At 68.2% G+C, this 21,511-nt stretch carries 17 protein-coding genes; 10 read left to right on the top strand and 7 right to left on the bottom strand.

The window, feature by feature from the left end; translation table 11 throughout:
* The first annotated feature begins 150 nt into the window (after positions 1 to 150).
* The 4 genes from plsX to HUW62_RS33995 all read left to right on the top strand — a co-directional run bounded on the left by plsX (position 151) and on the right by HUW62_RS33995 (position 5,495).
* Entirely contained in the window at positions 151 to 1,188 is a 1,038-nt protein-coding gene (gene plsX, locus HUW62_RS34010; protein WP_141644868.1) for a phosphate acyltransferase PlsX, read from the top strand.
* Positions 1,185 to 2,222: a phosphatase domain-containing protein gene (locus tag HUW62_RS34005; protein ID WP_163868287.1), complete on the top strand. Its 1,038-nt coding sequence runs from the start codon at positions 1,185 to 1,187 to the stop codon at positions 2,220 to 2,222. The genes plsX and HUW62_RS34005 overlap by 4 nt, the downstream gene beginning before the upstream one ends.
* Positions 2,223 to 2,847: 625 nt before the next feature.
* On the top strand, positions 2,848 to 4,569 hold the full coding sequence (pcnB, locus tag HUW62_RS34000) for a polynucleotide adenylyltransferase PcnB (protein WP_176436786.1): 1,722 nt from the start codon (positions 2,848 to 2,850) through the stop codon (positions 4,567 to 4,569).
* A complete protein-coding gene (locus HUW62_RS33995; protein ID WP_163868289.1) occupies positions 4,566 to 5,495 on the top strand; it encodes a DMT family transporter in 930 nt (309 codons plus the stop codon). Before pcnB ends, HUW62_RS33995 begins: the two co-directional genes overlap by 4 nt.
* A 7-nt stretch (positions 5,496 to 5,502) precedes the next feature.
* Here HUW62_RS33995 and dinB read toward each other — a convergent pair whose 3' ends face one another.
* Both dinB and HUW62_RS33985 read right to left on the bottom strand, forming a co-directional pair.
* A complete protein-coding gene (gene dinB, locus HUW62_RS33990; RefSeq protein ID WP_176436785.1) occupies positions 5,503 to 6,711 on the bottom strand; it encodes a DNA polymerase IV in 1,209 nt (402 codons plus the stop codon).
* The gene (locus tag HUW62_RS33985) at positions 6,639 to 7,112 is read right to left on the bottom strand and encodes an aldo/keto reductase (protein WP_176436784.1); all 474 of its coding nucleotides are present in this window, start codon (positions 7,110 to 7,112) and stop codon (positions 6,639 to 6,641) included. The genes dinB and HUW62_RS33985 overlap by 73 nt, the downstream gene beginning before the upstream one ends.
* A 32-nt stretch (positions 7,113 to 7,144) precedes the next feature.
* Between HUW62_RS33985 and HUW62_RS33980 the strand changes: the two genes are divergently transcribed.
* Positions 7,145 to 7,774, top strand: coding sequence for an HAD hydrolase-like protein (locus HUW62_RS33980; RefSeq protein WP_176436783.1), 630 nt, complete (start codon positions 7,145 to 7,147; stop codon positions 7,772 to 7,774).
* 72 nt (positions 7,775 to 7,846) lie between these two features.
* Here the strand turns inward: HUW62_RS33980 and rpsD are convergent, their stop codons facing one another.
* Positions 7,847 to 8,479, bottom strand: coding sequence for a 30S ribosomal protein S4 (rpsD, locus tag HUW62_RS33975; RefSeq protein WP_163868293.1), 633 nt, complete (start codon positions 8,477 to 8,479; stop codon positions 7,847 to 7,849).
* A gap of 649 nt (positions 8,480 to 9,128) precedes the next feature.
* Here rpsD and HUW62_RS33970 point away from each other — a divergent pair.
* Positions 9,129 to 9,737, top strand: a complete 609-nt coding sequence (locus HUW62_RS33970) for a hypothetical protein (protein ID WP_163868294.1) — start codon at positions 9,129 to 9,131, stop codon at positions 9,735 to 9,737.
* 82 nt (positions 9,738 to 9,819) lie between these two features.
* Here HUW62_RS33970 and HUW62_RS33965 read toward each other — a convergent pair whose 3' ends face one another.
* Together HUW62_RS33965 and HUW62_RS33960 are read right to left on the bottom strand one after the other, a co-directional pair.
* Positions 9,820 to 11,619, bottom strand: coding sequence for a M23 family metallopeptidase (locus HUW62_RS33965; protein WP_176436782.1), 1,800 nt, complete (start codon positions 11,617 to 11,619; stop codon positions 9,820 to 9,822).
* Between the two features lie 32 nt (positions 11,620 to 11,651).
* Positions 11,652 to 12,659, bottom strand: coding sequence for a sesquiterpene cyclase (locus HUW62_RS33960; protein WP_176436781.1), 1,008 nt, complete (start codon positions 12,657 to 12,659; stop codon positions 11,652 to 11,654).
* A 241-nt stretch (positions 12,660 to 12,900) separates the two neighbouring features.
* On the opposite strand from HUW62_RS33960, the gene HUW62_RS33955 reads away from it, so the two are divergent.
* From HUW62_RS33955 to HUW62_RS33945, 3 genes are all read left to right on the top strand, one after another.
* Positions 12,901 to 13,314, top strand: coding sequence for a secondary thiamine-phosphate synthase enzyme YjbQ (locus tag HUW62_RS33955; protein ID WP_176436780.1), 414 nt, complete (start codon positions 12,901 to 12,903; stop codon positions 13,312 to 13,314).
* Between the two features lie 118 nt (positions 13,315 to 13,432).
* On the top strand, positions 13,433 to 15,643 hold the full coding sequence (locus HUW62_RS33950) for a hypothetical protein (RefSeq protein WP_176436779.1): 2,211 nt from the start codon (positions 13,433 to 13,435) through the stop codon (positions 15,641 to 15,643).
* Between the two features lie 166 nt (positions 15,644 to 15,809).
* A complete protein-coding gene (locus HUW62_RS33945) occupies positions 15,810 to 17,831 on the top strand; it encodes a serine/threonine-protein kinase (RefSeq protein ID WP_176436778.1) in 2,022 nt (673 codons plus the stop codon).
* Between the two features lie 9 nt (positions 17,832 to 17,840).
* Here the strand turns inward: HUW62_RS33945 and HUW62_RS33940 are convergent, their stop codons facing one another.
* Together HUW62_RS33940 and HUW62_RS33935 are read right to left on the bottom strand one after the other, a co-directional pair.
* Entirely contained in the window at positions 17,841 to 18,800 is a 960-nt protein-coding gene (locus tag HUW62_RS33940) for an RluA family pseudouridine synthase (protein WP_163868299.1), read from the bottom strand.
* Positions 18,797 to 19,942, bottom strand: coding sequence for a serine/threonine-protein kinase (locus HUW62_RS33935; protein WP_163868300.1), 1,146 nt, complete (start codon positions 19,940 to 19,942; stop codon positions 18,797 to 18,799). Before HUW62_RS33935 ends, HUW62_RS33940 begins: the two co-directional genes overlap by 4 nt.
* 130 nt (positions 19,943 to 20,072) lie before the next feature.
* Here HUW62_RS33935 and HUW62_RS33930 point away from each other — a divergent pair.
* Positions 20,073 to 21,511: serine/threonine-protein kinase (locus tag HUW62_RS33930; protein ID WP_176436777.1), on the top strand; the 1,439-nt coding region annotated here is incomplete at its 3' end.

Genomic DNA, 21,511 nt, shown 5'->3' with positions numbered 1-21,511 from the left:
GCGGGTGGCTCTTCACCCGTTTGGGGCCGGGGGCGCCCTACGGGACGGCGGCGGGAATGCTGGTGGTAGGTGTGGTGGTGGCGGCCAGCCTCGTGACCCAAGCGAGAATGGCAGGCGCGAGGGCCGGACAAAGGTCGTAAGATGGGGGGCATGGTGGTCAAACAGCCGCAGCCCGTGACGATTGCCTTCGACGTGATGGGGACGGACCATGGGCCCGCGGAGGTGGTGCGCGGAGCCGCGCAGCTCTCCCTGGACTCACCCCACATCCATGCGTTGCTGGTGGGGGACCGGACCCTCATCGACAACGCGCTCGCGGAGACGAAGCACAACGGCGAGCGCATCTCCGTCCAGCACGCGGCGGACTTCGTGGGCATGGACGAGAAACCCGGCGAGGCGCTGGCTCGCAAGCCCAACGCCTCCGTGGCGGTGGCCGCGCGGCTCGTCGCCGAGGGCGAGGCCCAGGCGCTGGTATCCGCGGGCAACACGGGCGCGGGCGTGCTGGCGTGCGCGCGTCACTTCCAGCTCATCCCCGGCGTGCGCCGCGCGGCGCTGGCCACGGTGTATCCGACGCGCTCGGTGCGAGGCGCCAAGGAGGACCCGTTCTCCCTCATCCTCGACGTGGGGGCGACGGTGGAGGCCACGGCCGATGACCTGGTGACGTTCGCCGTCATGGGCTCGCAGTACGCGCGCATCATCTCCCGCAACGAGCGGCCCAAGGTGGCGCTGTTGTCCAACGGTGTCGAGCCGCAGAAGGGCCCGCCCCGGGTGGTGGAGGCGCACGCGCGGCTGTCGGAGATGAAGGACATCAACTTCATCGGCAACGTGGAGGGCATCGACATCCCCAAGGGCACCGCGGACGTCATCGTCACCGACGGCTTCACGGGCAACGTGTGCCTGAAGATGCTGGAGGGCGTGCACGAGACAGTCGTGGAGCTGGCCCAGTACGCCTACAAGGAGAGCCTGCGCTGGCGCGCGGGCCTGGCCATGTTGTCGAGCGGAATCCAGCGCATCAAGGACATCACCGACTGGAACCAGTACGGCGGTGCGCCCATCCTCGGGTTCGACCGCATCTTCATCAAGGCGCATGGGCGCTCGAAGGCGCGCGCCATCGCCAACGCGGGCAAGGTGGCCGCCAAGGTGGTGGCGAACAACCTGGGGAGCTCCATCCGGGAAGGTCTTCAGAAGTGAGTCTGCCGGACCGCATCGACCCGCGACCGCCGCGGCGCATCTACCGCTGGGATCTGGACAAGACGTACCTCCAGACGGACTTCGATTCGCTCAAGGACCTGCTGCGCACCGCCTTCCAGAAGGCGCACGAGAAGGTCGCCATCCCAGGCGCGAGCGCGCTCATCCGCGAGCTGTCGGAGAACGGCGACTCGCGGCTGTGCATCGTCTCCGGCAGCCCCAAGCAGATGCGCGCCGTGCTGGAGGAGAAGCTCAAGCTGGACGGCGTGCGCTGGGACGAGTTCGTCCTCAAGGACAACATCGGCAACCTGTTGCGCGGGCGCTTCCGCGCGCTGCGCGGGCAGGTGGGCTACAAGCTGCCGGCGATTCTGGAGAGCCGGGTGAAGGCGCCCGCGGAGGCCGAGGAAGTCCTCTTCGGTGACGACGCGGAGGCGGATGCGTTCATCTACTCGCTCTTCGCGGACCTGATTGCCGGCCGCGTGGACGAGCGCGTGTTGTCCCAGGTGCTGGAGGCGGGCGGCGTCTACCCGGACGACGCGGAGCGCGTGCGCGCGGCGTGGAAGCAGATTCCAGTGGCGGACCCGGTGCGGCGCATCTTCATCCACCTGGACAAGCTGACGCCGCCCGCGCACTTCACGGCGTACGGGCCTCGCGTCGTCCCCATCTTCAACTACTTCCAGGCCGCGCTGGTGCTGCTGGCGGATGGGCACCTGTCCGCTCCGCAGGTGCTGAAAATCGCGGTGGAGATGGTGCAGACGGCGGGGCACAACATCATCACCCTCTCCAACTCCTTCCAGGACCTGCTGCGCCGGGGCCTGCCGCTCCAGCAGGCGGCGGTGGCGCTGTCGCAGGCGTTGGAGGGGCCCAACAAGCTGCTGGCCGCGATGCGTCCGATGCCGGACATCCTCTCCGCGTTCAGCAAGCGGCTCGCCGCGCTGGGCACGCCGCCGCCCCCGCCGCCCGTGCAGGCTGTCGACTACGTGTCCCTCATCCACCACGCCCTGCCGCGCAACCACAAGGGCCGCACCAAGCCGTAGCGGTGGGCTTCAGGGCCTCCGAGCGTCCGCGTCTCGGCGCTTCGGAGCCTGGCGTCCGGGCGCATGGCCGGTGGGGAGGTCGGACGCCCGGCCCTGGGGCAGACGACCAGGCGGGTCGGGCGAGCCCAGGCCCGTCAAGGCGCCGCCCGGGCGGGCTGGTGCGCGGTGGTTGGGCTGTTTCCAGAACGTTTCTGGCGTCTCCAGTGTTGATACGGAACAGAGTCTCCCGGGAGAGCGGGTCCCTGCCGCCGGCTTCCGGCCATGGGGTCGATACTCGTGGCGGACTCTTTTTCACCGCCTGGAGCGAGCCTGGAACAGGATGCCCTTCGACGCTTCCCCGAATGCACGTTCGTACCCCTTTTCGCTGGAAAAGGGACGGGTGGGGTGGAAGCGCTCCACCTGTCCGGTGGACCCGCAGAAAGGGCGCTACACCCCCCCAGGGCGGATGCGCTATAGACGGCTGCCCCTGAAGCGCCCCTGTCGGGACGTCCACGGTGATGACGCGAGTTTTGACTGAAACGCCGCCTGCCGGCGGTCCGCTGCCACCTGCGCCCGATTCGACGCGCGCGAGGTTGCCTCATCCGAGGCGGCAGTGGGCTCCGAGCGCGGTGCTCAAGAGGTTTCCATGTCTTCCAATCTGGAGCTGACGACTGCCCCCTCGGAACAGGCGAGTGCCCCCGAGTCCGTGGCCGAATCGGCCCCCTCCGACGAAGTGTCCCCCCAGCTCTCTTTTTCCACCGAGGCGGCCCCTGAAACGAATGGCCGGTTGAGCCCGTCCGAGGACGAGGCCGACGAAGACGAGTCCGATGACGACGACGAGGTCGACGCGCTCGACGCCGTCTTCGACGAGACGGGCCGGGCCGCCGCGGAGGTGCTCGCCGCCGCCGAGGCGCAGGACGCCGCCGAGGCCGCCGAGGACGAAATCGAGCAGGTGCCCACGGTGCTCGAGCCCGAGCCCGAGCCGACCCCCTACGAGCGCGCGCTGCACGCGCCCCACGTGCGCTCCACCGGCGAGCCGGCGGAAATCGACCCGGACGAGTTGGATCCGGACGCGCTGAAGGTGGTGCTGCGGCTGCATCAGCACGGCCATCAGGCGTACCTGGTGGGCGGCTGCGTGCGTGACTTGCTCCTGGGCAAGAAGCCCAAGGACTTCGACGTGGCCACCAGCGCCCATCCGGGCGAGGTGCGCGCCATCTTCCGCAACTGCCGGCTCATCGGCAGGCGCTTCCGGCTGGCGCACGTCTACTTCAAGGGCGGGAAGATCATCGAAGTCTCCACCTTCCGGGCGAATCCGACGGAGCTGGAGGCCGCGGCACCTTCCGCGCCGGAGGAGGAGGGCGAGGCCGGGGGCGATGACCTGCTCATCACCCACGACAACGTCTTCGGCACCGCGCAGCAGGACGCGCGCCGCCGCGACTTCACCATCAACGGCCTCTTCTACGACGTGAGCGAGGGACGGGTCATCGACTACGTCCGCGGCCGGCGTGACTTGGACGAGCGGTTCATCCGCACCATCGGCGACCCGGAGGTGCGCATGCGCGAGGACCCGGTGCGAATCCTCCGCGCCGTGCGCTTCGCCGCGAAGCTGGACCTGGACATTGAGTCGCGCACGTACGCGGCCATGGAAGGCGCGGTGGAGGACCTGCCGCGCTGCGCTCCCGCGCGCCTCCTGGAGGAGACCTTCCGGCTCATCCGTGGCGGGGTGTCCGCGCCGGCCTTGAAGCTGCTGGACGCGCTGGATGCGATGAAGTTCCTGCTGCCTCCGGTGAACGCGTACCTCAAGCAGCACGGCAAGGAAGGCGAGAAGACCTTCTACTCCTTCGCCCAGGCGTTGGACCGCCGGGTGGCCGCGGGAGAGCCGCTCGACGACGCCATCCTGCTGGCGGCGTTGCTGGTGCCCATCAGCCACTCGGGCCCGCCCGCCGAGCCTCAGGAGGGCGGTCGTCCTTCCGTGTCGCAGGTGGTGGAGGAACTGCTCGCCGGCTTCGTCCAGTCGGCCCGGCTGCCTCGCCGCATCGCCGAGCGCTGCCGCATGTTGCTGCTCGCGCAGCGCACGCTGTCCGGTGAGCGCCGCCGCAAGAGCGCGGCCTTCCGGCGTCACCCCCTCTTCGGCGAAGCCCTCACCGTGTTCGAGATGACGGTGGAGGCCACCGGGGAGCACCGTGAGCAGCTTGACGCGTGGAAGGCTGGCGAGGTGCCCACGCCGCGTCCCGAGGCCTCCGATAGCGAGGGCTCCGAGCCCGGTGGCCAGCGCAAGCGTCGTCGCCGCCGTCGTCGTCGTCGGTCCGGGGGAGAGGGCTCCGCCTCGGCGGGTTCTTCATCCGGCTCCGGCGCCGGCGAGGCGTGAGCCCGCGAGTCGACGCGGAGGTCCCCCGGGCGCGTATCTACGGGGGACTGGTGCTGGGCGTGGTGGCCGTCTCCTGGGCGGCGCCGCTCATCCGTTTCGCGGAGGCGCCGTCCCTGGCCATCTCCGCGTGGCGTCTCACCTTCGCCTCGGTGCCGCTGCTGGCGCTGGCGCTGCTTCGGAGTCGCTCGGAGCTGACGTCGCTCTCCACGCGGACCTGGGGCTGGCTGGTGCTGTCCGGCCTCGCGCTGGCGCTGCACTTCGCGACGTGGATTGCGTCGCTCCAGTACACCACCGTGGCCAGCTCGGTGGCGCTCGTCACCACGCAGCCCGTGTGGGTGACGTTGTTCGCGTGGCTCGCCCTGGGTGAGCGCGTGGGCCCCCGGGGAATCGCCGCCCTCGTGTTGTGTCTGGCGGGCAGTGTCCTCATCGGCGCGCGGGACTTCGCGGCCGGAGGCACGGCGCTCTGGGGGGACTTGCTCGCGGTGGCCGGCGCCGTCATGGCGGGCGTGTACTTCGTCGTGGGCCGTCGCGTGCGCGAGTCCATGTCGCTGGGCACGTACGTGGGCATCGTCTACTCCGTGGCGGCGGTGGCGCTGATGCTGGCGCACGGCTTCGTCGACTCTCCGCTGACGGGCTTCACGCCGAGCACCTGGATGGTGCTGGTGGGGCTGGCCCTGGTGCCGCAGCTCATCGGCCACTCGTTGCTCAACGCCTCCGTGCGTCACCTCTCCGCGCCCTTCGTCGCGGTGGCCTCGTTGGGCGAGCCGGTGCTGTCCACGCTGTGGGCCGTGCCGCTGCTGGGCGAGAAGCCGGACTGGGTGCAGTTGGTGGGCGGAGCCCTGGCGCTGGTGGGTGTGCTGGTGATGTCCCGGGACGAGGCCGCGCGTCAGCCTCCACCTCCGGACATGGTGCCCGCCGCGGACTGAGTCTGGCTCAGCGCTTGGGCTTGTCCTTGTCCACGGGACGCTCGGAGCGGTGCTCGTCTCCGCCCGGTGCGTCGCTGCCCGCGATGTCCGCGGTGGTGATGGCCTTGCTGCCGAAGCGCTCCGCGATTCTGTCCAGCGTCGCGTTCAGCTTCGCCGTCCGGGGCGGCGCGGCGGGGAAGAGGCCGAGCTGCGGAGGCACGTCGTCCAACTGCACGCTCACCCCGGTGAGGCGGATGGGCTTGCCCTCGTGTGAGCGCTCCATCAACTCCAGGGCGGTGCGATAGAGCGTCTGCCCGTCGTCTGTCGCCTCGCGCAGCGTGGTGCGGCGGGTGAGGAGCGTGAAGTCCGCGAGCTTCAGCTTGAGCTGCACCACGCGGCCCTTCACCCCCGCGCGTCGCAGACGTCGGGCCACGCGCAGCGCCTGCGCATGGATGTGGGGCTTGAGGGCCTCCACGCCCGCGAGGTCCTCCTCGAAGGTATCCTCGGCGCCCACGCTCTTGGCCGCGCGGTCCGGCACCACCTCGCGCATGTCGATGCCCTGCGACAGCTCCCACAGGTGCCGCCCGCTGGTGCCCAGCCGCTGCTCCAGCCACTCGACGTCCTTCGACGCCACGTCGCCAATCGTCTTCAGTCCCGAGCGCTGGAGGGACTCCTCCGTCTTCGGCCCCACGCCCCACAGGCGCGACACCGGGAGGCCCGCGAGGAAGGCCATCGTCTCCTCCGCGCGCACCTCCCGCTGCCCGTTGGGCTTGGCCAGGTCCGAGGCAATCTTCGCCACGAACTTCACCGTGGAGATGCCCGCGGACGACGGCAGCTTCAGCTCGTCCGCGATGTCCTTGCGGATGCGCCGCGCGATGTCCGAGGGCGAGCCGAACAGGCCCACCGACGCCGTGACATCCAGGAAGGCCTCGTCCAGGGACAGGGGCTCGATGAGCGGGGTGTAGCGCTCGAAGATGGCGAAGACCTGCTCGCTGGCCTCCGCATACGCGGCGAAGCGTGGCTTCACGATGAGCGCATGCGGCGCGGCCTTCACCGCGCGCGCCATGGGCATGGCGCTGCGCACGCCAAAGGGCCTGACTTCATAGGACGCGGCGACAACGACGCCTCGTTGGGCATGCCCGCCCACGATGACGGGTTTGCCCTTCAGGGCCGGGTTGTCCCGCTGCTCCACGGACGCGTAGAAGGCGTCCATGTCCACGTGGATGATGGCTCGCATGCACCAACCACTCTAACGGCTCTGTCTGACGTTGCAGGGGCTCCAAATCGGCGCGGGCGCGACCGCCGCTCGCCGTCCAGCAAGCCCATCTGCTCGGGCCCATGCCGTTCAACCGAGAAGGTCGCGAGCACCTCGAGCGCGGCGACGTCCGAGCTCGCCAGGGGCCGATTCAAGGCCTCCGGCGCGTCTTCGAGCTGTGTGAGGTTCTTCACACCGATGACGGGAATGAACCCGGGCTGTCGTGCGAGCACGCAGGCGACGGCGAGCGGTGCGGGCGACAGCTGGCGCTCGCGCGCGAAGCGCTGGAGTGAACCCACCACGTCCTCGTTCTTCTCGCGGTGCTCACCGCTGAGGCGGGGCGGATGGGCGCCGAAGTCGCCGGCGCCCGTGAGGTGCGCCATGAGGTGTTTCTGGTATGAACTGGCGGCGCCTCATGTCCCCCTATCGCCTGGTCATCTTCGACTTCGACGGCACCCTGGCTGACTCGCTGCCGTGGTTCCGGTCCGTCTTCAACGACGTGGCCGACCGCTTCGGCTTCTCCCGGCTGACGCCGACGGAGTTCGAGGCGCTGCGCGGCATGTCCGGGCGCGAGCTCATGGCGCACGCGAAGGTGCCCATGTGGCGGCTGCCCGCCATCGTCAAGCACATGCGCAAGGAGAAGCTGGCCGCCGCCGCCACCACGCCGCTGTTCCCGGGCGTGCCGGAGTTGCTCGGGGCGCTGAAGGACGCCGGAGTCACGGTGGCCATCGTCAGCTCGGACAGCGAGGTGTCGGTGCGGGCCGTGCTGGGACCTCTCGCGGCCTCGGTGGCGCACTTCGACTGTGGCGCCGCCATCTTCGGCAAGGCCGCCAAGTTCCGCCGCATGCTGAAGCGCACCCAGATTCCACCGGGCGAGGCCCTGTCGGTGGGTGACGAGATTCGCGACATCGAGGCCGCGCGAGAGGCGCGTCTTCCCTCCGCCGCGGTGGGGTGGGGCTACACGCTGCCAGAGGCGCTGGCGCGGCACTCCCCCACACACATGTTCCACTCCGTCGCGGAGCTGGGCTCGGTGCTGTTGCCCTGAGCCTGGCACCCGGGAATCGCTCGGTGCCTCGCGGCGGAGCGCTCCCGGGGGTGGGTCGGCCTTGGCCGAACGCTAGCTGCGCTGCGCGTAGTACTCGACGATGAACGGCTCGTTCACGTCGACGGGAATCTCCTCGCGCTCCGGGGTGCGCACGAAGCGCAGTCCCTCTCCGTCACCGAGCACCTGCACGTAGGCGGGCACGTTGCGCCCCTTCATCCGCTCGAAGGACTCGCGGACGATGAGCAGCTTCTGGTGGGCGGGGTGGTAGCGCACCTCGCTGCCTGGCTTGACGCGGAAGCTGGGGATGTCCGTGGCGGCGCCGTTCACCTGGAAGTAGCCGTGGCGGACGAACTGACGGGCCTGGCGGATGCTCGTGGCCAGCCCCGCGCGCAGCACCAGCGCGTCCAGGCGGCTCTCCAGCAACTGCAACAGCACCGTGCCCGTGTTGCCCGGCGAGCGGCGCGCCTCCATGAACGCGCGGCGGCACTGCTTCTCCAGCAGGCCGTAGTAGAGCTTCAGCTTCTGCTTCTCCCGCAGTCTCCGGGAGAAGTCGCTGTTGCCCATGCGCGCCGTGGCGCCGTGCTGGCCGGGCGGATAGGGGCGCCGCAGCACCGGGTCCTTGTCGGGGTCCTTCGCGGTGATTCGCGACAGAGGAATCCCCAGTCGACGGCACATCTTTCCCCTCGGTCCCAGATCACGCGCCACGTCTCGTCCCTCCGTATCCGGCTCGATGCTATCGAGCTCAGTTGATTTTGATAATCACTATCAATATCAGGATCAGTACCGTGAACCAATGCCTCGGGTCAAGCCCACAGTGCGAGCTCGGTGCGGTGGGGGCTCACGGAGGGTGACTCCCGCGTGCCGTGGGAGGGGCGGCACAGGGCCGCGTGCGGAGTGGAAGGGGACTGTCGGCGTGGCGTCTGGAGCGTGAGTCCTTGGCGCGGTGGCCGATGTGAGCGCAGCGTCCGGAGCGCGCAGGGAGCTTCAATCGGACGGCTTTCAGCCGGCGCTGGGGACGGGCAGACCCCAGGTCTTTCTTTGGCGCCTGGTGACAGGCGTGTCGACACGGCGTCTGTCTGGGTTTTAGAGGCGCCTCGCCTGGAGCCTGCCGCACTGCCACCGGACTCGAGCAATGCCTGACGCACCCCGGCGCGGACCTGGAGCGCTCCTGACCCGTGAGTCCTTGCAGCGGTCAGACAAGACACCTGTTGCTTCTCAGTCGCTAGGGGGCGAGGGCCGGTGCTGGCAAATTATGGCGCGGGTGTGTCGCATTCTGCTTCGGTGGCCTGTGTTGTGAGCCGTTGCGGGAGGGCGATAGAGTCACGTTGCCTTTTCCCCAACGGAGTCGTTCATCATGACTGTCTTCAAGCGTCTTGCCTGGGCTTGCGCCGCTGTGTCCCTCTCCGCCTGTGGTGGCGGCCTCCCCGAAGGCTCCGCGCCTCAGGACGCGCTGGACGAGCAGCAGGCCGCGCTGACCACCAGCTCCTTCGGGGGCTGTTCGTTCACCATCTCCTCGGCCATCATTCCTGGAGAGCTTCCTCCGCGCTATGCCATCACCCTGACGCGCGCCGCCTCGGGCACGTGTCCGTATGCCGCGGGCAGCGTGGAGCTGGGCCGCTCCTACAATACGCCGCACATCGCCGTGCTGGGGACGGGCGTGGGGCTGGCGACGGCCTACTCGACGAAGGGTTCCCCGAGCGGGAGCGCCAACACGCAGTGCCGGGTGAACCACATCGACGCGGCCACGCTCGCGAAGGTTCGGGACGACACCATCGTGGTGAACTTCGGCGCGGGCAATGTCCCGGTCTGCAACCTGGACAAGACGGACGCTGGCGCCACGCTGGTTGCCTACGGCACGAAGACGGGCCCGCTTCCGGGTGAGACGGGGAGCGGCAGCAACTACGTGGCCACGTATTACAACTACTTCACCAGCACCACGCCGCCCGTCTACTACGCCTACTGAAGACGGCTTCCGGCCCGCGGCGCAGCACCTCCGCGGGCCGTCGGTTTCCTTTCGAGGGCCCGCTCTTCAGGGCACTCGAAGCTCAGGGACAGTTCTTGCCGAACACGGCCGTGAAGGAAGCGCCGTTGTTGTAGACCTGGAGCTTCTTCAGCCGGTATCCCTGAGCCGACTCATTCCCATGGAGCGTCTGGTACTGGGACATGGCGGCGTCCACGTACGCATGAGTCAGGCAGCCGCTGGCGTTGTTGGCGGTGTACGCGAAGCGCGGCGGGTTGTGCGTCGGGTCGGCGACCAGGTTCTCCACGTGCATCCCCTGTCCCGCGAGCGCGGCCAGTTCCGACACCGCCTGGGCCTCGGATAGCCCATAGCGCAGGTACCGCACGTCCAGGTCATGACTGCTGAAGAGGACGGCGTAGTACTGCACGCCATTCTCCCGGTAGGGGAAGAAGTCCTCCACGCGCCAGCCCAGGTTCAGCACATACGTCTGGTAGAACGAGTCCAGGCTCGCCTGCGTCAGCCGGTGCTCGAACTGTGCCTGCTCTCCCGCGCGCAGCTTGCCGTAGGTGGTGTTGTAGCGAGCCTGCCCGGAGGAGTTGATGCGGATGCGGGTCTCCCGAGGCACGTAATTGGATTGCCGCCACAGGTCCACCTGTGTGTTGAACCCGGTGCTGTCCAGGCCCGCCTGCACGCCGAAGGCGGTGTCGGTGGAGTACTGGTAGGAGCCCGCGACGCGCAGCACGGAGTCCTGCTCGTAGAAGGTCAGCGTCTCCGGGCGGTAGCTCATGCCCCGGTAGTACTCGGGCTGCTCGGTGAAGGTCTCCCACGTGGCGCCGTGGAAGTCCGGGTAGTGGGGCATCCACAGGCGCGGATAGAAGGTGTCCTGGAAGCCGGTGTAGCAGCCGGTGGAGACCTTCTCGTAGACACCGAAAGGGTCCACCTCCACGGCCACCAGCGGCTGGGTCGGCATGGGCATGCCGATGTAGACATGCAAGTGATTGTTGGCGTGGTTGCTGGCGGGCCTGCCGTCCGCGGCGAGCGAGCCGGGCGTGAGCGTGTTGCCGGATTTGGCGATTCTCTGCCCGCTGGAGACCCACTGGCCGAGGGTGACGGGGATGGCATCCGCCTCCGTGCCCCAGGAGGGGTGATTGGGGTAGTTGTGCGCCATCAACTGGTAGCGCGCGCACTCGTCATCCCCGGTGGGACACGTCATCGCCTTGACGGCGGCCACGTCATGGGCGCGGCCGTCTCGCAGGTGCATGTAGAAACTGTAGAGCTTCTTGCCGTTGGCGCCGGTGTGCTCGATGACGATGGTGTTGCCGCCACCGCCCGGCGGGCCATCGAAGTAGATGCCGATGACCTTGCCCTCGGCGATGGACAGCACGTCGAAGCTGGAGTCCTTGTCCGCCGGCGTGTTGGCGCGGCTGATGTCGAGCCCCCGGTGGATGCCGCCGCCGTTGTAGCGCCAGCCGTGGCCTGGCCGGACCTCGGTGCCGGAGATGACCGGCGAATTCGCAGTGAAGGGCTGCCGCAGCGGCAGGGGCGCGCGGATGCCGCGCAGGAACGCTTGGGCGTCCGCCGCGACGGGGAAGGCGGTGGAGGGGCCGCGCAGGTGCGTCAGCAGCCGCCCCTGGAGATCGGTGCGCAGCGCGGAGGCGGGCAGGGCGTTGATGGCCTCGCGCCACTCCTCCAGTGCGCCTCCTGGGGCGGTGGAGAGGGACTCCGAGCCCGTGGTGTCCGGAGTCACGCAGGCGTCCGCGATGTCGCTCACCAGGACGGGCTGCTCCTGGGTCCCCTCGAAAATGGGAGGTGAGGCCTCGGGGGGACCGCCACAGGCGGAGAGGAGCACGGCGGACAGCAGGGACCAGGGGCTGCGTGGAGTCATGCCCCCCCAACGAAGCTCGCCGGCAATTCCCCTCACCTCGACGCGCGGAGTACCCCGCTGTCATTGGCGTCCTGCTCCAGGAACTGCTGGGAGTAGCGCTGTGTGTCCAGGTCCACCCAGTCCTGATAGCCCCGCATCCAGTCGCGCATCCCGGTGATGAAGCCTCGGAGCTCCTTGCTGGCATGGGGCTCCACCTGGCTGGCTTCCCGCTGGAACGCGTCAATCTCCTCGTAGACCTTCCTGGCGGTGTAGTCGATGCCCTCCTGGATGGTGTGGCCCTGGGCCGCGTGGAGGATGACCATGTTGCGGAACTGTCCGGGCTGCCGCACTTCAAGGGCCACGCTCTGGATGTCATTGGCCCAGCAGACGGCGTTGGTGGTGTGAAGCATCAGGCTCAGCACGTCGGGCCGGTGGTACTCGTCGGGAGGGACCTTCCCTGCGTTGGCGGCGTCGCTCAGGGCAAGAGAGGGAATCATTCCGCCGGTGTAGCGGCGAATCGCCTCATAGGGCCGCATCGCCAACGGCTCCTCCAGGAGCTGACACACCATCTGAAGTCCGGCGATGGAGGCCCACATCCGAATGCCCTGGGCGAAGCGATCGAAGTGCTCTGGGGAGAGCCGGCGCCGCAGTCGCTGGCAGATATCGAGGAACGCGGCTTCGCCAAAGACAGGCTTTTCGCCCGGGCGGTTGAGGTCGAGCACATCCAAGATGGCGGTGAGGTTGGGCAGGGTATCCCGGGTGATGGTCTCCACCCTGTCCACGAAGAGGTCATCCGAGATGAAGTACCAGTAGTTCATGTCCGCGATGATTTGAATCAGCTCACGGTCGGCGTGAGGATAACAACGGGCCACGAGCCCGCCGTATTTCGCCCGGGTGAGCCGCGCCAGGTACTGCTCGGTGGGGATGAGCCCCTGGCGCAGGGCCCATTGCATGGCCTCGTGCTCCACGGACTCGACGTAGGGGGAGCAGGCGCCGGCCCAGGGGAATGTGAAGGTGGGGATTCGGATGTGTTCCAACTGCGCGGTGAGATTCTCGAGCATGGTGTAGCTCCCAGGGCTCTCGGAATGAGTCCGCGCGAGTTCGTGACGTCGGGCCGGATTCGCGCGTCGCGAATGCCGTGCCTGCTCGGGGGCGCTCAGAGAGGGATGTCATGGGGATGGTAGATACGCTGGACGGCCCGCGCAACATCGTCTGTGTTCAGGGGCATTGCCGCCGGAGGTGAGAGCCATTGCGGGCCGAGGGGCTGTTCCCGCGAGCCCGCAGGCGTCTATCCTGCGGGGCATGAAGACCCTGACCGAGTACCTGTGGTTCGAGACGAAAGAGCGGCGAGAGCTGGTCCGACTCACCGACACCGTGGCCTCGCTGGTCCGCAAGAGCGGCATCAAGGAGGGGATGGTCCTGGTCTCCGCCATGCACATCACCGCGGGCGTCTTCGTCAACGATGACGAGTCCGGACTCCATGAAGACATCTGGGAGTGGCTCCAGAAGCTCGCGCCGTTCGGGCCTGACTACCGCCACCATGGCACCGGCGAAGACAACGGTGACGCTCATCTCAAATCGATGCTGGTCCACCATCAGGTCATCATCCCCATCACCACCGGGAAGCTGGACCTGGGCCCGTGGCAGCAGGTGTTCTATGCGGAGTTTGACGGACAGCGTCGCAAGCGCGTCATCGTCAAGGTGATGGGCGAATAGCACCGTTTCGGAACAACGCGGTGGGTCCTCTCGGTGACAGGCCCTTGGGGGACGGGCTCGATGCTCGCGGCGTGCTCCTCTTTCTGCTTGGATTCAACGCCCACCCCTGGGAGTCATCATGCGAATGTGTCGTCCATCGACATCTGCCGTTGCCGGTGTGTTGTGCGTCCTCTCCTCCGTGCTCTTGAGCTGCACGGGAGGAGGGACGGAGGATCCTCCCGCGCAGTTCGATGGCGTCGTCCTGGAGCAACGGGGGCAGGCGCTGGATGGCAGCAACATCACCGAGTACGCCGCATCGTGTCGCGCGGAGCTGGGGCGACTGACGGACGCCACGTTCAACTGCCGGGACGGGACGCTGCTGCACACCACGAACACGCCCGACGGCGCGACCTGTGACAATCCGGTGTGGCTCAACCTCGGCGGGAAGTACTGTGTCGACAACGCGCGCCTGTTGAAGCTGAAGACGAGCAATCCGGACACCGAGGCGCGGGTCATCTGTCGCCGCTACAAGGCGGGGCCGGACACGTCGGAGAGCTTTCAAGACGTCGCCATCGTCGTCGCCAACAAGACGTCGGGGGCCACGTGCTACTTCCAGGCGCTGAGTGGCTCGGGCCCGGATCTCAATGGCAAGAACGTGCCCAACCCGATGGCGGACCCGGCTTCCACGGATGCGGCGGAGCGCGCCGCGGCCACCGCGGCCAAGACGTACTACATCAGCCCCAAAGGGCTTCGGGACAGCTCCTCCCTGCACTGCTCGAAGTGCCATGACAGTGACCCCTGGATGCACTCGCCCTACATCGACCAGGTGGCGGCGAGCGCGGATGGGCTGCCCACGGGCTTCAAGAAGGGGAAGTACAAGCTCGTCGAAGAGGCCTATCTCACGAACGGAGGGAGTGGCTGGCCCAAGCCGGAGACGGTCACCACGGCGCGGGTCAAGGATGGTGCTGGGGATGTCCGCAATCAGGAGTGCACCGCCTGTCACCGCATTGGAACGAAGAACACGTGCGCGGATTGGTTCCCCAAGTCCGTCGACAAGAAGCCCATTCCCTCGCGCAACGCCGCGAATGGTGTGTGGCCGAAGAGCCACTGGATGCCTGAAGTCCTTCCCGCGACGAAGGCGGAGTTCCACACGCTCTATGACAATCACATCAAGGCGCTTGAGTGCTGCTGCTCTTCGCCGTGGAAGCTGGGCTGCTCCACCTTCACGGACCTGACGGACCTGACGAAGAAGCGCCAGGGAACGGGCGCGGCGGGGTTCATGCCCGGGGCGGAGAAGTGCGTGGATGGAACGACGGGAGTGGTGGCGCTCGGAGTCAGCATCGCGCCCATCGTCGTCGCCGCGCGAGGCTCTTCGGAGAGCTCCTGCACGTCACCCTTCACCGCGCCGCTCTGTGCCAGCTTCTCCATCGAACGCACGGACCTGGAGGGCAACACCACCACGCTCACGGAGGGGCCGAACGGGTCCCCGTTGATGGCGTGCGCCAATCATCCCCAGTCGCCCTATCCCGGGCCTCACGAGTCGCTCCTCGATGTGGAGCCGGGGGACCTGGTGAAGCTCAGCACTCCGCAGCGCTATGCCTATGCGGACAACCATGACCTGCTCGAGTTCGTCGGGTGGCAGGTCTCGGAGAGCTGCCCCTGTGTCGATGGCGGCAGCACCACTTGTCAGTTCCGCACGCGCGGCAGCCGCCACTGGTTTGGGACGGATGCCGAACTGCCGGAGGTGACGTACGAGGGCGATCCGGAGAGCTTCCATTGTCAGGCGCTCTATCAGCGCACGAGCGTCTGTCAGCCTCCCGACGCGGGCGTGGATGCCGGCACGGATGCGGGCGTGGATGCCGGATACGACGGAGGGCCGAGTGACGCTGGCTTCGACGGCGGTGTGCGCGACGCGGGGTTCGATGCGGGAGTCTTTGACGCGGGCGTCGCCGACGCGGGAGTCTTTGACGCGGGAGTCTTCGACGCGGGAGTCTTCGACGCGGGAGTCTTCGACGCGGGAGTCTTCGACGCGGGAGTCTTCGACGCAGGAGTCTTCGACGCGGGAGTCTTCGACGCAGGAGTCTTCGACGCAGGAGTCTTCGACGCGGGAGTCGCTGATGCAGGCTGCACCGACGCGGGAGTCTCCGACGCGGGAGTCGCTGATGCGGGCTGCGCCGACGCGGGAGTCGCTGACGCAGGAGTCTCCGACGCGGGAATCGCCGACGCGGGAGTGAAGCGGTGTGATGGCGGAGTGAGTGTCCTCGCTCCGTTTGGCGTGGGCGGCCCCATCCCCGCCGAGGATTGCCAGACTACCGCGGAGGAGGTGCCCTCGGGGCCCGAGGAGCCTTGACCCAGGGAGGGTCTGAATGACCGCACGGGCCGGTGCCCTCTGGGGTTGCACCGGCCCGTTTGTCCTTGGGCCTCCAGGGATTTTCCTTCCCTGACGTGTGGCTTCAGACAAGTGGGCGTGGGTTGATCTGGGCCAGGGCGATGCTTGGCGCTACATTGGGCGGCCCATGGATTCCGTACCCGCCAAGCCCTTTGGCCGCTATTCGTTGGTGTCAAGGTTGGGCAAGGGAGGCATGGCCGAGGCATGGCGTGCCCAATTGGTGGGAGAGGCCGGCGTGACGAAGCCGGTGCTCATCAAGAAGGTCCTGCCGGAGTACGCGCAGGACGAGCGCTTCATCCAGATGTTCATCAGCGAGGCCCGTATCTCCGCTTCGTTGTCACACGGCAACATCGCCCAGGTCTTCGACTTCGGCCGGTCGGAGGGCGAGCATTTCCTGGCGATGGAGCTGGTCGACGGCCCCCCGCTCCATCGCATCATCAAGCGTGCGCTCCAGCATGGCCTGAGCGCCGTGCCGGTGGCGCAGGCCGTCTTCATCGCCATGGAGATCTGCCGGGGACTGCACTACGCGCACACGCGCAAGGACAGCCGGGGCGTTCCGCTAGGCATCGTCCATCGCGACATCTCTCCGGAGAACGTCCTCGTCAGCTACGAAGGGCAGGTCAAGATCGTCGACTTTGGCATCGCCAAGGCGCGCGAACTGCGAGGGTTCAGCACCGAGCCCGGTGTGGTGAAGGGCAAGTACCTCTTCTTCTCGCCGGAGCAGGCGAGGGGAGAGGAAGTCGACGCGCGCACGGATGTATGGGCGGCCGGCGTGGTGCTCTACCAGATGCTGTGCGGACGTCTGCCTTTGCAAGGGCCCCAATATGTGGTGATGCACCAGTTACAAGAGGGACGCTTCCCGTCGCCGCGAACGCTACGTCCCGAGTTGCCTGGGGAACTGGAAGACATCATCCAGAAGGCGTTGGCGGTGAGGAAGGAAGTGCGCTTCGAGTCCGCTCATGCCTTCGCGGAGGCGCTCTCAGGATTTCTCTACGCGACCACGCCCCGGTTCTCTCCCATGTCGGTGGCGTGGTTCATCCAGACGCTGTTCACCATGGAGCTGCGTGAAGAGGGACGCGAGCCCCAGGTGCCAACGCCCTTCCGGGAGGATCTGGCGCGTGCCGCCGAGACGCGCTCCGTTGCCACGCTGCATGAGGTTCCGGTGGTGACGCAGATTTCGACCCGCCGGTGGACGTCGTATCGTCAGGGCCTTGGTGTGGGGCTCGGGGCGGCGCTCCTGTTCGTCGCTGGGCTGGGCGTCGTGACGTGGGGACTGCTCGGGAAGTCGGGCTCCACGGCGCCGGCCCCCGTCACGAAAGTGGAACAGGTTGCCGCTGCCCGGGCGTCGCCCAATGCGATGTCGGAGGGGCCCGGCCAGAAACCTTCTATTGAAACGAAGGAGGCCCAAGCGCCGACTGCTCGTCCGTCAACCGGGGGCGTTCCGGCGGTCACAGTCCCGACGCCTTCTTCCTCGGAGACGAAGGTGGCGCAGGGGCTGGTGGTCCCTTCGTCACCAGAGGTCATTCCGGTGGCCTCTGGCCCGCAGCCGCCAGAGGAGACGAAAGTTCCGACCGACTCTCCGCCATCCGTGGATGCTCCGGCGGCCGTGGGCCAGTCGGCTCCTTCCGAGAAGGATGTGCCCACCCCTCGAAAGAGTCTGGTGGACGCGCCTTCGACGACCGGCTCCGTCGACCCACTCAAACGAAGTGTCGCGACCTCGGTTCCGCGTCCTCTTCCTGGAGGGGCTGCCAGTGGAGTCAAGCCGCTCTCTCTCGAGGAGGAGTATGCCGCGTACATGAAGGCGGGACGGTCCGCGGAGGAGGCGGGGCGCAACAGGAGCGCGATCACCAGCTACCGGAAAGCGCTCGCGCTCAAGTCCAACGCGCACGCCCCGAAGCGGGAGCTGGGGCTCCTGCTGGTGAGCAGCTTCGAGTCCGAGGCGTCCCTGCGTGAAGGCGTCCGCCTTCTCCAGGACGTCGTTCGAATGGACGGCTCCGATTCTCGTGCCTGGTTGTCGCTGGGGATGGCCCACGAATCCCTGAAGCAATACAGCCAATCCGAGGAGGCCCTCAAGCGGTACCTCCTGCTGGTCCCCACGGGCGGAACCGCGAATGCGGCTCGGGCGATGCTCAAGTCGATGGGGAAATAACCCGTCCCGTCAGCTCGCCGGGCTCTCGCCCTCGCCTCGCGGCAACTGCAATCCCAGCCGCTCCAATTCCGCGCGGAGCTCCGGGGGCAGGGGGCTCGTCACGTGCATCGGCTTCTTCGTCTCCGGATGCGTCAGCCCGAGCGCCCGCGCATGCAGGAAGAAGCGCCCCAGCTCTGGCGCCTCGCGCCCGCCGTAGAGCGTGTCTCCGACGATGGGCGCTCCAATGCCCGCCATGTGCGCGCGCACCTGATGCAACACCCCCGTGAGGATGCGCACCTCCACCAGGCTGTGCTCCCCCGCGCGCCCCAGCACCCGGAAGCGCGACACCGCCTCGCGCGCGTCCTCGGCGCCGTGCGGCGCGGGCTCCACCCGGTCCGGGTGCCGCGGGTGATGGCGCAGCGGCAGCTCGATGTCGCCCTCGTCCACCAACGGCCCCGTCACCAGCGCCAGGTAGCGCTTGTCCACCGCCCGCTCACCGAACGCCGCACGGACCGCGTCCCACGCCGTTCTCGAGCGCGCGGCCAGCACCACGCCCGACGTCTCCACGTCCAGCCGGTGGCACAGTCCACCCTCACGCGGGTCCACGGAGGCCTGCGCGCACTCGGGGTAGCGCGCCACCAGCGCGTTGGCCACCGTGCCCGTCTCTCCCGACTGGAGCGGATGCGAGGCCCGGCCCGCGGGCTTGTCCACGAACACCAGCGCCGCGTCCTCGTGCAAGACGACGAGCGGGAAATCCTCGTCCGGCACCGCCTCGCGCGTCTCCTCCTCCACCACCACGGAGATCTGCTGCCCCGCCACGAGCGTCAGGCCCTTCTTCGCCGCCCGGTGGTTCACCTTCACCGCGCCCGCATCGAAGAGCCGCTTGAGGCGCGCGCGCGACAGGCCCAGTGCCTCGCCCACGAAGAGGTCCACCCGCTGGCCCGCCTTGTCGGCGTCCACGGTGAAGGTGTGCAGCTTGGAGGGATTCACTCGGAAAGAGCCTCGTAGACTTCCTCGGCCGTCTGGAACCGGTCGTCCGGCTCCTTGCGGATGAGGCGGTGGGCCACGCGTGCGAACTGCGGGTCCCCATGAAGGTTCAACGCCAGCACCGGCGGAGGCTCCGTCTCCAACACCTGCCGCCACAGCTCGTGCGGCGTCTTCGCATCGAAGGGGGGCCGCCCGCTGAGCAGCTCATAGAGGATGACGCCCAGACTGTACAGGTCCGAGCGCCCATCCAACGGCTCCCCGAGAATCTGCTCGGGCGCCATGTAGCGGTACGTACCGACCAGCTTCCCCGCCTCCGTGATGGCCACGTCGTCCGCGAGGAACTTGGCCAGCCCGAAGTCCATCAGCCGCACCTGCCGGTCCTCGTCCACCATGACGTTGGACGGCTTGAGGTCGCGGTGCACCAACCCATGCCCGTGGATGTAGGCCAGCGCTTCACACAACTGGAGCATGGTGTCCTTCAACCGCCCCATGCGCTCCGGACGGTTGAGCTCCTCCTCGCGCGGCGCCCGGCCGTCGTCCACCAGCTTGCGAGGCGAGGGCAGGGGCGCATCGAACCCCTCCAGCGAGTCGTCCGAGCTGGAGCCCGAGCCCATCTCGTCGTCGCCCTCTGCCGCGCCATAGGACTCCAGGTCCTCGCTGGGCGGCTCCTCGTTGAAGGCGTTCATGCTGAACAGCCCCTCCGTGGCGGAGCGGGAATCCCCCAGCGCGTCCGCGTTGGAGATGCTGTCACTGCCAGGGCCGAAGTCCTCGTCCGCCGTGCGCCGCACCGTCAGCAGGCTGCGCGGCGTGTTGACGCTGATGGGCGACAGCAGGTCGTCACCCCGGATGTCCAGGTAGTGGCGCAGCGTGAGCCCTTCAATCAGCTCCATGGCCAGGTAGGGCCAGCCCTGGTGGACTCCGGCCTCGAAGACCTTCACCACGTTGGGGTGGGACAGGTCCGCCAGCGTCTCGAACTCGCGCGCGAGCCGTCGCGCCGCGCGCTCGTCCAGCGCGGGGCCGGCGGAGAGCAGCTTGAGCGCGACTTCGTCGTTGCTGCGGCGGTCCAGGGCCCGGTACACGGTGCCTGCCCCGCCGCTGCCGAGCGTCTCCAGGACGCGGTAGGGACCGATGACCTTCGGGGGCATGCGTGGCGCGGATCCTACGAACCCCGTCGCGTCACGGTCAAACTCGATGATGCCTGGTTGCATGGTCCGGGGCAGGACACTCGCGCGGGCATTTCACTTTTCCAGGGAAAACTGGGAGAACCTTCATCAAATGCAAGTCGGGAAGTATCAACTCGTCCGGAAGCTTGCCACGGGGGGCATGGCGGAGGTCTACCTCGCCAAGGCCGCGGGCCCCATGGGCTTCGAGAAGACGCTCGTGCTGAAGCGGATCCTTCCGCACCTGGCGGAAGACCCGGCGTTCGTGGAGATGTTCCTGGGGGAGGCGCGGCTGGCCGCGCAACTGGAGCACCCGAACATCGTCCAGATTTTCGACTTCGGCGAGGCGGACGGCAGCTACTTCCTGGCGATGGAGTTCATCGACGGGCCCACGTTGCGGCGGCTGGTGAAGCGCGCGGCGGAGCAGCCGTTGCCGCCGATGATGTGCGCGAAGCTGGTGTCGCTCGCGGCGGAGGGCCTGGCCTTCGCCCACGACTTCTGTGACGCGACGACGGGGGAGCCTTTGGGGCTCATCCACCGCGACGTGAGTCCGGACAACATCCTGGTGTCGCGGCAGGGCGCGGTGAAGGTGGTGGACTTCGGGGTGGCGAAGGTCGCCGGGCAGGGGCACCGCACGCAGACGGGCGTGGCGAAGGGGAAGGTCTCGTACATGCCCCCGGAGCAACTGCGGACGAAGCCGCTGGACAAGCGGGTGGATGTCTACGCGCTGGGGGTGGTGCTGTACGAGCTGCTGACGGGGAGGCGTCCGTTCGACGCGACGACCGAGGCGAGCACGATGCAGGCCATCCTGTTCGAGCCGTTCATCCCGGCGGTGGAGCGCAGGCCGGACCTGCCGGTGGCGCTCCAGAAGGTCCTCGACCTGGCGCTGGCGAAGGAGCGCGACGCGCGCTACCCGGACTGCCGCGCGCTGCAGATGGACCTGGAGCGCTTCCTGCTGACGTCAGGCGAGTCCGTGGGGGCGTACCAGCTCTCGCAGTTCGTGGCGAAGCTGGGGGCGGAGGGTGTGTCGGGGCCGGTGGTGCCTTCGCCGGGACTGATGGCGGGTGCGACGCCGGTGAAGCCTGGGAGCATGCCGAAGTCCATGGCGTCGCCCCCGCCTCCGCCCGTGGACTCGACGTCGCCCACGACGCCGATGCCGCTCTCGATGCGCGGGGTGGTGGACGAGGTGCGTCCGCGGGCTCCGGCGAATGAAGGAAGCAAGGGCGCGGAGACCCCGGAGGGTGCGGCGAAGGCGGCCGGGGCTCGGCGAAAGCCCGCGGCCCGAGCGGTGGCGGCTTCGCAGGAGGGCGTGGCGGCGGAGGCGCGCGGCACGGGTGGGGAGTGGAACCCATCGCGCATCGCTGGCGTGCAGGCGCCCGAGGGGCCGTCACGGGAGTCCGAGCGGGACGCGGAGGAGCGTGTCCCGACGAATGGGGGTGCGTCTGACGAGGACGCCATCGCCACGGGGGCGCAGGTGCGTGCTCCGAAGGCGCGCCAGGTGTCGGCGGGGCTCCTCGCGGCGCTCGTGGGAGCGGCGGTGTTGGGGGTGGGTGG

The sequence above is a fragment of the Myxococcus sp. AM011 genome (assembly GCF_013372595.1).
In the GTDB taxonomy this organism is placed as follows: domain Bacteria; phylum Myxococcota; class Myxococcia; order Myxococcales; family Myxococcaceae; genus Myxococcus; species Myxococcus eversor.
This window is presented reverse-complemented; position numbering and strand designations above follow the sequence as displayed.

Bases quoted from the DNA above. Each gene is read 5' to 3' on its own strand.
- plsX (WP_141644868.1), top strand. From the start codon at position 151: ATGGTGGTCAAACAGCCGCAGCCCGTGACGATTGCCTTCGACGTGATG.
- pcnB (WP_176436786.1), top strand. From the start codon at position 2,848: ATGTCTTCCAATCTGGAGCTGACGACTGCCCCCTCGGAACAGGCGAGT.
- dinB (WP_176436785.1), bottom strand. From the start codon at position 6,711: ATGCGAGCCATCATCCACGTGGACATGGACGCCTTCTACGCGTCCGTG.
- HUW62_RS33985 (WP_176436784.1), bottom strand. From the start codon at position 7,112: ATGGCGCACCTCACGGGCGCCGGCGACTTCGGCGCCCATCCGCCCCGC.
- HUW62_RS33980 (WP_176436783.1), top strand. From the start codon at position 7,145: ATGTCCCCCTATCGCCTGGTCATCTTCGACTTCGACGGCACCCTGGCT.
- HUW62_RS33970 (WP_163868294.1), top strand. From the start codon at position 9,129: ATGACTGTCTTCAAGCGTCTTGCCTGGGCTTGCGCCGCTGTGTCCCTC.
- HUW62_RS33965 (WP_176436782.1), bottom strand. From the start codon at position 11,619: ATGACTCCACGCAGCCCCTGGTCCCTGCTGTCCGCCGTGCTCCTCTCC.
- HUW62_RS33960 (WP_176436781.1), bottom strand. From the start codon at position 12,659: ATGCTCGAGAATCTCACCGCGCAGTTGGAACACATCCGAATCCCCACC.
- HUW62_RS33955 (WP_176436780.1), top strand. From the start codon at position 12,901: ATGAAGACCCTGACCGAGTACCTGTGGTTCGAGACGAAAGAGCGGCGA.
- HUW62_RS33950 (WP_176436779.1), top strand. From the start codon at position 13,433: ATGCGAATGTGTCGTCCATCGACATCTGCCGTTGCCGGTGTGTTGTGC.
- HUW62_RS33945 (WP_176436778.1), top strand. From the start codon at position 15,810: ATGGATTCCGTACCCGCCAAGCCCTTTGGCCGCTATTCGTTGGTGTCA.
- HUW62_RS33935 (WP_163868300.1), bottom strand. From the start codon at position 19,942: ATGCCCCCGAAGGTCATCGGTCCCTACCGCGTCCTGGAGACGCTCGGC.